The organism is Streptomyces sp. NBC_01384 (genome assembly GCF_045040035.1).
In the GTDB taxonomy this organism is placed as follows: domain Bacteria; phylum Actinomycetota; class Actinomycetes; order Streptomycetales; family Streptomycetaceae; genus Streptomyces.
In genome coordinates this window covers 8,572,977-8,585,838 of sequence record NZ_CP109559.1, presented here as the reverse complement: position 1 = coordinate 8,585,838, position 12,862 = coordinate 8,572,977, and the positions used below count along the sequence as shown (strand labels likewise).

The 12,862-nt window shown below is 69.5% G+C and carries 8 protein-coding genes and 1 pseudogene; all 9 read left to right on the top strand.

Annotation, left to right across the window (positions count from 1 at the left end; genetic code table 11):
• Nucleotides 1-4 precede the first annotated feature (4 nt).
• The 9 genes and pseudogenes from OG747_RS39440 (at nucleotide 5) to OG747_RS39400 (ending at nucleotide 12,812) form a co-directional block, all read left to right on the top strand.
• On the top strand, nucleotides 5-1,042 hold the full coding sequence (locus OG747_RS39440) for a carbohydrate kinase family protein (protein WP_405884135.1): 1,038 nt from the start codon (nucleotides 5-7) through the stop codon (nucleotides 1,040-1,042).
• A 180-nt stretch (nucleotides 1,043-1,222) separates the two neighbouring features.
• A complete protein-coding gene (locus OG747_RS39435) occupies nucleotides 1,223-2,509 on the top strand; it encodes an ABC transporter substrate-binding protein (RefSeq protein ID WP_405884134.1) in 1,287 nt (428 codons plus the stop codon).
• Nucleotide 2,510: 1 nt separating this feature from the next.
• Nucleotides 2,511-3,473 (top strand): carbohydrate ABC transporter permease, encoded by a 963-nt coding sequence (locus OG747_RS39430; RefSeq protein WP_405884133.1) that lies wholly within the window; start codon nucleotides 2,511-2,513, stop codon nucleotides 3,471-3,473.
• Between the two features lie 11 nt (nucleotides 3,474-3,484).
• The gene (locus tag OG747_RS39425; protein WP_405884132.1) at nucleotides 3,485-4,369 is read left to right on the top strand and encodes a carbohydrate ABC transporter permease; all 885 of its coding nucleotides are present in this window, start codon (nucleotides 3,485-3,487) and stop codon (nucleotides 4,367-4,369) included.
• A complete protein-coding gene (locus OG747_RS39420; RefSeq protein ID WP_405884131.1) occupies nucleotides 4,369-7,326 on the top strand; it encodes a glycoside hydrolase family 2 TIM barrel-domain containing protein in 2,958 nt (985 codons plus the stop codon). Before OG747_RS39425 ends, OG747_RS39420 begins: the two co-directional genes overlap by 1 nt.
• 87 nt (nucleotides 7,327-7,413) lie before the next feature.
• A complete protein-coding gene (locus tag OG747_RS39415) occupies nucleotides 7,414-9,255 on the top strand; it encodes a LamG-like jellyroll fold domain-containing protein (protein WP_405884130.1) in 1,842 nt (613 codons plus the stop codon).
• Nucleotides 9,256-9,275: 20 nt separating this feature from the next.
• Entirely contained in the window at nucleotides 9,276-10,946 is a 1,671-nt protein-coding gene (locus OG747_RS39410) for a histidinol-phosphatase (protein WP_405884129.1), read from the top strand.
• Between the two features lie 23 nt (nucleotides 10,947-10,969).
• Nucleotides 10,970-11,239 (top strand): annotated as a pseudogene (locus tag OG747_RS39405) (IclR family transcriptional regulator C-terminal domain-containing protein); the annotation flags it as partial.
• Between the two features lie 277 nt (nucleotides 11,240-11,516).
• The gene (locus OG747_RS39400; RefSeq protein WP_405884128.1) at nucleotides 11,517-12,812 is read left to right on the top strand and encodes an Ig-like domain-containing protein; all 1,296 of its coding nucleotides are present in this window, start codon (nucleotides 11,517-11,519) and stop codon (nucleotides 12,810-12,812) included.
• The last annotated feature ends 50 nt before the right edge of the window (nucleotides 12,813-12,862 follow it).

Genomic DNA, 12,862 nt, shown 5'->3' with positions numbered 1-12,862 from the left:
TCCTGTGGGTGACGAACGGCCCGATGTGTTGCTGACGGGTCTGCTCTTCTACGACCTCGTCCTCACCGGACTGGGAAAGCCGCCGACAGCCGGCGAGGAGATCTGGACCGAGGGCATGGGCGTGAGCCCCGGCGGCATCGCCAACCTGGCCGTCGCGGCCTCCCGTTTCGGCCTGCGCACCTCCCTCGCAACGGTCTTCGGCGACGACTACTACGGCACGTACTGCCGCGAGGTCCTCGCCGACCAGGAGGGCGTCGACCTCGCCCTCTCCCGCACCGCGGACGGCTGGCACACCCCCGTCACCGTCTCCCTCGCGCACGGCAACGACCGGGCCCTGGTCACCCACGGCCAGGAACCCCCGTACTCGCAGGACGAGCTGATGGGCGACCCGCCCGAGGCGCGCACCGCCCTCGTGCACATCGAGGCCGAACCGCGCGCCTGGCTCGCCAAGGCCGCCGCGGGCGGCACCCAGATCTACGCGGACGTCGGCTGGGACCCCACCCAGCAGTGGTCCCGTGACCTCCTCGACCAGCTCTCCCTGTGCCACGCCTTCCTCCCGAACGAAGGGGAGGCGATGGCGTACACGCGCACGGACAGTGCGGTCGCGGCCCTCGGCACGCTGACCGAACTGGTACCGGTCGCCGTGGTCACGCGCGGCGGCGACGGCGCGGTGGCCGTGGACCAGACGACCGGCGAGTACGCGGAAGTGCCCGCCCTTGACATCGATGTCCTGGATGCGACGGGTGCCGGAGATGTCTTCGGCGCGAGTTTCGTCGCGGCCTCACTGGGCGGCTGGCCGCTGGAGGAACGGCTGCGCTTCGCGGTGCTGGCCGCCGGCCTGTCCGTACAGCGGCACGGCGGTGCGCTGGCCGCGCCCGGCTGGTACGGCGTCCACCACTGGTGGCAGTCGCTCGAAGACCGTGAACTACGGCGCGCGTACGGCTTCCTGGCCGACCGCATCCCGGCGGACCCGGGCCCGCCCGTCCGCCACGCGCCCGTGACCCCGCCCGACGCCGCGCGTCGGCCGGGCGCACCCCGATGACCCCACGCGCAACACCCCGTAAGCCCCCCCGCAGGACACGCACGACTCGCAGGACTCGCAGGACCCCACGCATCGCATCTCGCAACACCCCACGCAACACCCCTTGTATGCCCCCCGTAAGAACCCACATATGACCCCTCGTACGCGAAGACCGAAAAGATCCGAAAGGCGGTGGGAGCTGTGCGGCTCTCACGAAGGGGCCTGCTGCGCGCCGGCCTGGCCGGTACGGCTGCCACGGCGCTGGGCGGCCTGGCGACCGGCTGCGGCGTTCCGACCGGCTCGACCGGGCGGAACATGGTCCTGTGGTACTGGAGCGGCGGGCTGAGCCCGAAGGTCGTCCAGGACGCCAAGACCCGCTACGACAGCGCGGTGAACCTGCAGGCCATCCAGATCGGCGGCTACTACCGCTCGAAGCTGATGACGACGATGACCGGACGCGCCCACATCCCGGACATCGCCGGGCTCAAGGGCGAGGACATGGCCTCGTATCTGCCGAACTCCGACCAGTTCGTGGACCTGCGCACGCTCGGCGCCGACAAGCTCAAGGACCAGTACCTGGCCTGGAAGTGGGACCAGGGCATCGCCGAGGACGGTTCGATGGTGGGCTTCCCGATCGACTGTGGTCCGGTCGCCCACTACTACCAGCCGGCCGTCTTCCAGAAGGCCGGACTGCCGTACGAGGCGGCCGACGTCTCCAAGGAGCTGGCCACCTGGGACCAGTTCATGGCGGCCGGTGAACAGCTCAAGAAGCGCGTCCCCGGCGCGTTCATCCTCACCGACGCCCTCAGCATCTACGGGATCTCGGTCAACCAGTCGACCAAGCGGTTCGTCGACAAGGACCGGCACTTCATCGGCGACCAGGATCATGTGCGCACCGCCTGGGACCGTGCCGTCGAGGCCACCCGCCGCGGCCTGGTCTCGAAGATCATCAACGGCACGCCGGACAACATATCGGCCACCGAGAGAGGCCTGCTGCCCAGCCAGCTGAACGCCTCCTGGGCGGCCGGCGACATCAAGCTCAACACGCCGAAGACCAAGGGCAAGTGGCGGGTCGCGGCCTGTCCGGGCGGACCGTCGGACATCGGCGGTTCGTTCCTGGCGATCACCAAGGCGTGCCGGGAGCCGGAGAAGGCCTTCGAGATGATCACCTGGATGCTCGACGCGGGCAACCAGGCCCAGGGCTTCGTCGACTCCGTCCTCTTCCCGTCGACCCCGGCGTCGTACGCCATGAAGAAGCTGCGCGAACCCGACGCCTTCTTCGGCGACCAGATCACCATGGACGTCTTCGGCCCGGCGGCGCAGAACATCCCGGTCGCCTTCAACAGCCCGTACGACGTCGCGCTCAAGACCCCGATCGACGACGAGCTGAAGAACTTCTCGGTGCTCGGCAAGGACCCGGAGAAGGCCTGGAGGGACGCCATGAGCAAGTGCCGGCGCATCGCGGACCACCTGGGGGTGAGCTACTGACATGGCTACCGCACCCGTGGTCGACACGCCCCCCGCGGCCCTCGCCGAGATCCCCGCCGTCCACCCCAAGAAGGGCATCCTCAGCTACTGGCGGCTGTACGCCGCGATCTCCCCCTTCTATCTGCTGTTCCTGGCCTTCGGCCTGATCCCGGTCGGCTTCTCGCTCTACCTCTCGTTCCACCGCTGGGACGGGCTCGGCTCGATGGAGTTCGCGGGGCTCTCGCAGTACCGCTATCTGCTGTCGGACACCCAGTTCTGGACCTCGATCGGGAACACCATCGTCATCTGGGCGCTGGCCACCTTCCCGATGATCTTCCTGGCGATGGTCACGGCCGTGATGCTCAACTCGGCCGTCCGCTTCAAGAACGTCTACCGCTTCGCCTACTTCCTGCCGAACGTCACCTCGATCGTCGCGGTCGCGATCATCTTCGGGTCGGTCTTCTCCACCAACTTCGGCCTGGCGAACGCCTTCTTGCAGGCGATCGGCCTGGACCAGGTGGCCTGGCTGAACACACCGTGGGGCATCAAGGTCGCCATCGCCACGCTGATGACCTGGCAGTGGACCGGCTACAACGCGATCATCTTCCTCGCCGGGCTCCAGACCGTCCCGGGCGAGCTGTACGAGGCGGCGCGGATGGACGGCGCCGGGCCCATCCAGACCTTCTTCCGGATCACGCTGCCGCTGATGCGTCCGGTGCTGCTGTTCGTGCTCATCATCTCGACGGTCACGGGCCTGCAGACCTTCTCCGAGCCGCAGGTGCTGCTGCAGACCACGGACAACAACTCGTCGTTCGCGGGCGGTCCCGGCCACTCGGGTCAGACCATGGTCCTCTACTTCTTCCAGCAGACCTTCGACAACAACGACTTCGGCTACGGCGCCGCCGTGGCCTGGGGCATCTTCCTCGTCGTCATCATCTTCTCGATCATCAACTGGCGCCTGGTGCAGCGCCGGGGCGAAGACTAGGAGGCCCCACCATGGCAATCCTCAAGGGTTCATCGGCCTCCATGAAGGGGGCGGGGCGCCCGTCGACCATCAACGGGTCGCGGCGCCGTGGCATCGCCCTCCATACGGTCCTGATCATCGGTCTGCTGCTCTCGGTCTTCCCGTTCTACTGGGCCGTGATCATGTCGACGCACTCGTCGACCGAGATCTTCTCCTACCCGCCGAAGCTGCTGCCCGGCTCGCACTTCGTCGAGAACGTCCGCCATCTCTTCGACAACGTCGACTTCTTCGGGTCGATGTTCAACTCGCTGCTGGTCGCGACCTCGGTGACCTTCCTGGTCCTGCTCTTCGACTCGCTGGCCGCGTTCGTGTTCGCCAAGTTCGAGTTCCCTGGCCGCCGGATGCTGTTCGCGCTGATGATGGCGATCTTCATGGTCCCGGCGCAGCTCCAGGCGATCCCGCAGTTCGTGATCATGGCGAAGCTGGGCTGGATCGGCTCGATGACCGCGCTGATCGTCCCGGCGGCGGCCAACGCGTTCGGCATCTTCTGGATGCGCCAGTACATGAAGAGCGCGATCCACGACGAGCTGATCGACGCCTCGAAGCTGGACGGGGCGGGCTTCCTGCGCCAGTACTGGCACGTGGCGCTCCCGGTGGTCCGGCCGGGCCTCGCCTTCCTCGGCATCTTCACCTTCATGGGCCAGTGGAACGACTACGCCTGGCCGCTGATCGCCCTGACCAACCCCGACAATGTGACACTTCAGGTCGCACTGTCACAACTCAACGGCGTACACGGCACCACCGACTACGGAATGGTCATGACCGGCGCGCTCCTCGCCCTCATCCCGCTGCTGATCGTCTTCGCGATCGGCGCCAAGCAGATCATCGCGGACCTCGGCAAGGGGGCCATCCGCTGATGACGGACCCGCTGCTCGCGCTCCGCCCCTGGGAGTCACCTGAGGTGACCTCCTGGGGGCGGTTGCCCATGAACGCCGTGGACCGCCGGACGGGCGCCCTGTCGCTGGACGGCTCGTGGCGCTTCCAGCTGCTGCCCACGCCGACGGCCACCCCGGGCCTCGCCTGGTCCTCGCTCCAGGTACCCGGCTCCTGGACCACTCAGGACACCGACGACTTGCCGCGGTACACGAACTTCCAGATGCCCTGGGGTGAGTTCCCGCCCACCTCCCCCGCCGCGAATCCGACGGGCGTGTACGAGCGTGAGGTGGACGTCCCCGCCGAGTGGGCCGGCCGCCGGATCGTGCTCCAGGTCGGCGCCGCCGAGAGCGTACTGCTGGTCCACGTGGACGGACGGCCGGTCGGCGTCTCCAAGGACTCCCACCTCGCGGCCGAGTTCGACCTCTCCGACGTCGTACGCCCCGGAGAGCGCGCCTCCCTGCGGCTCACCGTCGTCAAGTGGTCGGACGCCTCGCACATCGAGGACCAGGACCAGTGGTGGCACGCGGGGATCACCCGCTCGGTGCTGCTGTACGCGACCGATCCCCTGCGGCTGACCGACGTGACCGTGCGGACGCGGTGCGACGGCGGGCTACGGGTCGACTGCCAGGTACGGGACGCGGGGGGCACGCTGCCGGAGGGCTGGTACGTCACCGGAGAGCTGGACGGGCACCTGCTCACCCAGGACGCGGAGTTCGAACGGTTCAAGGAGGAGGACGGCCGGGTCTCCGACTTCCTCGGCGAGGCGCGCCTGACCACGGTCGTCGAGAACGTCCGCCCCTGGACCGCCGAGACACCCGCGCTGTACGCCCTGACCGTACGGCTGCATCGCGCCGACGGCTCGCTCGCCGACACCTCGCACCACCGCGTCGGCTTCCGCGAGGTCGAGATCCGCGGCCGGGACCTGCTCCTCAACGGCGAGCGGGTCTACATCCGGGGCGTCAACCGGCACGACTTCCATCCGCTGACCGGCCGGACGGTGTCGTACGACGACATGCGCGCCGACCTGGTGACGCTGAAGCGCTTCGGCTTCAACGCGATCCGCACCGCCCACTATCCCAATGACCCCTCCCTGCTGGACCTCGCCGACGAGCTCGGCTTCTACGTCGTCGACGAGGCGAACATCGAGGCGCACGACCACGCACACGAGATCGCCGACGACCCTCGCTACCTCGGCGCCTTCGTGGACCGCGTCTCCCGTATGGTCCTGCGCGACAAGAACCACCCCTCCGTCATCATCTGGTCGCTGGGCAACGAGTCCGACTACGGCGCGGGCCACGACGCCGCCGCGGGCTGGGTCCGCCGCCACGACCCGGCCCGGCCGCTCCAGTACGAGGGCGCGGCCAAGCTCGGCTGGGCCGACCCGAAGGTCGCCTCCGACATCGCCTGCCCCATGTACGCGCCCCTTGAGGACTGTGTCGCGCACGCCCTCTCCGGGAAGCAGACCAAGCCGCTCATCCAGTGCGAGTACTCCCACGCCATGGGCAACAGCAACGGCACGCTGGCCGACCACTGGGCCGCCATCGAGTCAACCCCGGGGCTTCAGGGCGGTTTCATCTGGGAGTTCTGGGACCACGGCATTCTTCAGCGCGTGAACGACGGAAGACCGGCCGGGCGCGGTGGCGCCGGGCTGTATGACAACGGTGTCACCGCACCGGGCCACCGCTGGGCCTACGGCGGCGACTTCGGCGAGACGATCCACGACGGCGCCTTCATCGCCGACGGGGTCGTCTTCCCCGACCGCACGCCCAAGCCGGTGATGTACGAGCACCGGGAGATCGCGGCGCCGGTGCGGCTCGCGTACATCGGGGGCGAGCTGCGGATCACCAACCACCAGCACTTCCGGGGCCTTGAGTGGTTGGCCGCCGAGTGGGAGCTGTCGCTCGCGGACGGCGGCACTCCCCCAGCCTCCGGCCGGGGGCACCCCCATCTCGCTTCGCTCGCGGCTTCGGCCGAGCTGCCCGACGTACGGGCGGGCGAATCGGTGGCCGTGCCGATGCCGTTCACGCTGCCGGAGGACGGCGGCGAGGCCTGGCTGACGCTGCGGGTCACGACGGCGGACGAAGAGGCGTGGGCGCCGCGGGGCACGGAGGTGTGTGTGCCGCAGGTCCGGCTCAGGGCGGCCGCCCCCATGGTCTCCGTCACGCCGGCCGACTCCCCCGTCGAGGTCGACGAGGACGGTCTGCTCGTCCATCCGCTGCTCACCGCCGCCCCCGTGCTGTCGCTGTGGCGGACGCCGACCGACAACGACGAGCTGGGCGGCATGGCGGCGCGCTGGCGGGCCTGGGGGCTCGACACGCTGGAGCGCAAGGTTGTCGGCGTGCGTCGCGAGGACGGAAACGTCACCGTGGTCGCCGAGTACGCGACCCTGGCGGGCGCCGTACGCCACGAGCAGGTGTTCACGCCTGTCGAGGGCGGCGTGCGGATCGACGAAACGGCGCAGCTGCCGGCCGCGCTCGTCGACGTACCGCGTGTGGGTTCGGTCTTCGAGACGGTCGCCGGGCTCGATGTCCTGGAGTGGTACGGGCAGGGCCCCTGGGAGTCCTATCCGGACCGGAGCGGGGGCGCCCCGGTGGGCCATCACTCCCTCCCCGTGGACGAGCTGTTCACTCCCTATCTGCGTCCGCAGGAGAGCGGCGGGCGGCACGGTGTACGCCGGTTCACGCTCTCGGCACCGGACGCCACGGGCTTCGCGGTCGCTCTCGACGAACCGCGCCAGGTGACCGTGACCCGTTACCGGGCCGGGGACCTGGCGGCCGCCACCCACCACGACGAGCTGGTGCCGCGGCCCGGCTGCGTCGTCCACCTCGACGCCGCGCACCGGGGCCTGGGCACGGCCTCCTGCGGGCCCGACACCTCACCCGGCTATCTCATCCCGGCCGGCACCCATCGCTGGTCCTGGACGCTGCGCGTGCTCTGACCCGCGCGTGGCTCCGCTTGTCCCACGTGTCCGACCCGACTCGACCTCCTCACTGACCTGACCATTTCGCACCTTCATGGAGCAGACGTGTGTACTTCGCATGACCAGGCGACGGAGACCGAGCAGGCCGGCGCCGGCAGACGCAACTTCCTGCGGGCCACGGCCCTGATCGGCGCGGCGGCCACCACGACGGTGGCGCTGCCCGCCACGGCCCGGGCGGCGACGCGTGAGGCAAGCTGGCGGCCCGACTCCGACAGCCGTCGCTTCACGCTCGCCGTCATGCCCGACACCCAGTACCTCTTCGACGGCCCGAGCATCAACCCCACGCCGATCGAGGCCTCGCTGCGCTACCTCCTGGAGCACGCGAAGGACGAGAACATCGTCTTCCTCTCGCACCTGGGCGACATCACGGAGAACGGCGCGCAGGCCGAATTCGCGGCCGCGGGCAAGGCGTTCGAGCTGCTCGACCGGCGTGGCGTCGGCTACAGCGTGCTCGCGGGCAACCACGACATCAGGTCCTCCACGAACGACCAGCGGGGCGCGACCCCGTACCTGGACGTCTTCGGCCCGCAGCGCTTCCAGAGCAAGCGCACCTTCGGCGGCGCCTCGCCGGACGGCTACAACACCTTCCACCTGTTCCGGGCGGCAGGCATGGAGTGGCTCGTCCTCGCGCTGGACTGGCGCCTGTCGGCGAAGGGGTACGCATGGGCGAAGGACGTCATGGCCCAGCACCCCAGGACGCCCGTCATCCTCACCACGCACGAGCTGGTCGTCGACGACGACACCCTCTCCTCGTACGGGCAGCAGCTCTGGGACCAGCTGGTCCACGACCACGACCAGATCTTCCTGACCCTGAACGGGCACTACTGGCCCGCCGCCCGCGCCACCCGCACCAACGCGGCCGGCAACGACGTCCACCTCCATCTGACGAACTACCAGAACCGTTACTACGGCGGTGCGGCGATGATCCGCCTCTACCGCTTCGACCTCGACCGCAACACCATCGACGTCGAGACCATCTCGCCGTGGATCCTGGGCCGGGCGGCCAAGGGGCTCAACGAGCTGGAGCGGCAGGAGATCGAACTCAGCGGGGACGCCGACCGGTTCTCGGTCGCCGTCGACTTCGAGGAGCGCTTCTCGGGCTTCGCGCCGGTGCCGCCGCGCCCGTCCCGGCCCGCTTCGGAGATGCTCGTGCGCGGCACGGTCGCGTACTGGCGCTTCGACGGACACGACGACGGTACGGCGGCCGAGGGCACGTTCCGTGATCTGTCCGGGCACGGCAACGACCTGACAGCGGTCAAGGTCGGCGACGGCGCCCTCACCTGGTCGTCCGCCCACCACCCGGACCAGCCGGGCCACGGCAGCCTCGTCTTCCAGGGCGGCAAGCCTCCACTGAAGGGCGCGTATCTGCGCACGATCGACGGCGCGCCCCTCAACTCGGCGACCTTCCAGCGCGGTTACACCATCGAGTCCTTCTACCAGCTCCCCGCCGACTGGGACGCCTCGCACAACGCCTGGGGCTCACTCATCAGCCGTACCGGCACGGGCGGCGGCGCGGGCAAGACCGCGGACGACCCCGACGAGCCGCTCGCCACGCTCTCGCTCTCCGACGGGCCCGGCCCGCAGTGGGCCGTCCGGCCGCTCAACCAGCAGGGCATCGTCACCAACTGGGGTGACGAGACGGCACGGGAGCAGTGGTGGCATGTCGCCGTCGTCAACGACGGCTCGCACACCACGATGTACGTCCAGGGCTGCCCGGTCGCCCGCAATCCGCACACCGTCGCGGTCGGCCTGACCTCGCTCGGGCTGCCCTGGCTGCTCGGCGGCTACGAGTACGCGGGCAGGATCGACCAGATTCTGCACGGACGCCTCGGCGATGTACGCATCGTCGAACGGGCCCTGTCCGTCTCGCAGTTCATGAACCACTGACCCGAGGGACACACACGACCATGACCGAGCAGCAACTGCCCGCCTGGGCCGACCCGTCCGTCTCCCCCGACTCTCTCGATCCGCAGGGCATGTCACGGCGCGGGCTGCTGCGCAGCGCCGGCCTGTTCGGGGCGGCCTTCGCGACGGGCTCGCTCGCCACTCCCGCGGCGGCCTCGTCAGGACGCTTCGGCGGCGACGACCCGCGCCTCGCCTATCTCGTCGGCGACCACCACATCCACTCCGTGTACAGCCACGACGCGAAGTACACGTTCTCCCAACTCGCCCAGGCGAGCGCGAAGTACGGCCTGGACTGGATGGTCTTCAACGAGCACTCCAATTTCGGGCACGCCCACTACGGCGCCCAGCTGGAGCACGAGGAGATCCTGAAGGCGCGTGCCGAGAACCCGCGTCAGCTGATCTTCCAGGGTCTGGAGTGGTACATCCCCGGCGCCGAGCACGCCACGGTCTTCGCGGCGCCGGGCCCGCACGAGGTGGACCTGCTCACGCAGTTCGAACTCGCCTACGACGGAAAGCTGTTGGGCTATACGGCGGGCTCTCCCACCAACCCCGACACGGCCCGCAACGAGGCCCACGCGGTCAAGGCCATCCAGTGGCTCGCCGAGCAGCGCCGCACCGGATACGTCGACGACGTGCTCGTCCTCGCCAACCACCCCACGCGCCTGGGCATCGACTCCCCGCACGAGATACGGGGCTGGCGGGACGCGGCGCCCGAGGTCATGATCGGCATGGAGGGCGCGCCCGGCGCCCAGGGCGGTGGCATCCCCGGCTGGGTCGGCTCGGGGCAGCAGCGCGGCGAGTACACCAACAAGCCGTCCGAGAACTCCTTCGCCGGCTACCCGGAGAACGCGTACGTCCTGTACGGCGGCTTCGACTGGATGACGGCGACCGTCGGCGGCATGTGGGACGCGATGCTCGCCGAGGGCAAGCTGTTCACGATCACCACCAACTCCGATGTGCACCGCGTCGTCTTCGACACCTGGAAGAACGGCGACTGGGCGCCCGGGCAGAACTTCGACAACACCGGGCACATTCCCGACCCGGTGAACACCGACGCCCAGCAGCCGGGCGGCGACTTCTGGCCCGGCCAGTTCAGCCGCACCCACGTGGGCGTCACCCGCTACGGCTACCGCGCCGTGATGGCGGGCCTGCGCGCGGGCCGCGTCTGGCTCGACCACGGGCATCTGCTCGACGGTCTCGACGTCCGGGTGAAGCGGGACTGCGACCACGGTCCGGGCGTGACCATGGGCGGCCGGATCCGCGTCCGCAAGGGCGAGAAGCTCACCCTGTCGGTCACGGTGACGTCCGCCTCGCGCGCCAACCCCCAGGGGATCCTGCCGGAGTTGGCGCACGTCGACGTGATCTGCGGCGCGGTGCGCGGCCCGGCCGCCGACCGTGACGACTGGCGCGCGCCCGACACCAAGGTCGTCCGCACGGTGGACGTCAGCGGCCGCAAGGGCACGTACACCCTGCGCATCCCGCTGGTCGCCGGGGACGAGTCCTTCTACGTCCGGCTGCGCGGCAGCGACGGCAACCGCAACGGTACGGGCTACCTCGGTGCCTCGATCGACCCGCACGGCCCGATCCCGCACGTGCCCGGAAACGGTGACCCATGGGTCGACACGTGGTTCTACGCGAACCCGGTCTTCGTCGATGTGGTGGGCGGCCGGTAAAGGACCGGTAGAAGAACCGTCACATCACCGACGACGCCCCTCTGCGCCGCGCACTCGCCGAAGTCCGCCGCACCGGCGTTGCGGTGAGCAGCCGTCAGGTCACCGACGACGCCCTCTCGGTGGCCGCCGCGGTGCGCGGCGCGGGCGGGACGGTGGCCGCGGCGGTGTCCGTGGTGGTCCCCCGGCACGACGCCCAGGTGCCGGCGTTGATCCCGGCGGTACGACTGGCGGCGCGGGGGATCTCCCGGGCGCTGGGGTGGCGGCCGCAGACCCGGACCGAGCCGGGTGCCTGAGGCTCCGCGGAGAGGCCGGACTTGTTGATCGTGTTCACGACGGTGCGCACCTCGCCCACCTCCGCGCCGCCGTAACCGGACGCGCCGAGCGCGAGGAGCGCGTTGAAGTTGAAGGTCGGCTCGGCCTCACACATGGCCGTACGCCGTTCCTTCAGGCCGATTCTCAGGCCGTCTTCACGTAAATCTCAGACGGCGGCCCCGGGTTTCAAAGAATCACCCCAGGAACGCGGCGCAGGATGCACCAGCAGTCGTGGTGGTCATCCAGGAAAGGCGTGCCGTGGGCTTCGCGAACAATTCGAACCGGTCCGAGCGGCGGACGGCGAACCGGTCCGAGCGGCAGGCGACGAGCCCGTCCGAACGGCAGGCCTGGTCGCGGCGCGGGGTGCTGGTCGCCCTCGGCGCCGTACCGGCCGTGGGCATCCTCGCGGGATGCAGCGGCTCGGCGGACGCCTCGGAGGGAACGGGCGCGAAGGCGGGTGCGACGGCGGGCGCGAGCACGAAAGCCGAGGTCAAGACCCCGACCGTGACCGTCACCCCGGCCGACGGCACGAAGAAGGCAGGCTTCACGAGCCCGGTTGAGGTCACCGTCAGCGACGGCACGCTCGCGAGCGTCGAGGTCAGCGGAAACGACGGCTCCACCCTGGCCGGATCCTTCAATGACGCCCGTACGAAATGGACGTCCACGAAAAACCCTTACTCGGGCACCAAATACACGGTCACGGCCACGCCGAAGGGAGCCGCCGCGCAGAGCGCGAGCTTCGTCACCAAGCAGCCCTCGGACACCTTCGTGGGCTATTTCACGCCCGAGGCGAATTCGACCTCCGGTGTCGGCATGCCCGTGTCGATCAACTTCACCGAAGCCGTCAAGGACCGGGCCGCCGTCGAAAAGGCGATCACGGTGACGACGGAGCCCGCGGTCGAGGTGGTCGGCCACTGGTTCAGCGACACCCGGCTCGACTTCCGGCCCGAGGAGTACTGGGCCGCGGGCACGAAAATCACGCTGAGCCTGCGCCTGAAGGACGTCGAGGGCACGGACGGGGTCTACGGCACGCAGTCCAAGGACGTCACCTTCCACATAGGCCGCCGCCAGGTCAGTACCGTCGACCTGGCGAAGAAGACCATGACCGTCGAGCGCGACGGTTCCACCCTCGCCACCTACCCGGTGAGCGGCGGCGACGCCGACCACACCACCTGGTCCGGGATCATGGTGATCAGCGAGCGGTTCAAGCAGACCCGGATGGAGTCCTCGACCGTCGGGCTCGGCGACGAGTACGACATCTCGGACGTGCCGCACGCCCAGCGCCTGACCACCTCCGGCACCTTCATCCACGGCAACTACTGGGCCTCGACCTCGGTCTTCGGCTCCACCAACACCAGCCACGGCTGCGTCGGCCTGCACGACGCCAAGGGCGCGAACGACGGCTCCGTCCCCGGCTACAAGTTCTACGCGAGCTCGATGCTCGGCGACGTCGTCATCGTCAAGAACTCGGGCGAGAAGACGGTCGAGCCGTCCAACGGCCTCAACGGCTGGAACCTGTCCTGGGCGGACTGGAAGGCGGGGAGCGCCCTCTAGGCGCCGCGCATCCCACTCTTCATTGCCTGAACTCCCCCACAGGGAAGGGA

Coding starts and splice junctions, on each gene's coding strand:
- OG747_RS39410 (WP_405884129.1), top strand. CDS start 9,276: ATGACCGAGCAGCAACTGCCCGCCTGGGCCGACCCGTCCGTCTCCCCC.
- OG747_RS39420 (WP_405884131.1), top strand. CDS start 4,369: ATGACGGACCCGCTGCTCGCGCTCCGCCCCTGGGAGTCACCTGAGGTG.
- OG747_RS39430 (WP_405884133.1), top strand. CDS start 2,511: ATGGCTACCGCACCCGTGGTCGACACGCCCCCCGCGGCCCTCGCCGAG.
- OG747_RS39425 (WP_405884132.1), top strand. CDS start 3,485: ATGGCAATCCTCAAGGGTTCATCGGCCTCCATGAAGGGGGCGGGGCGC.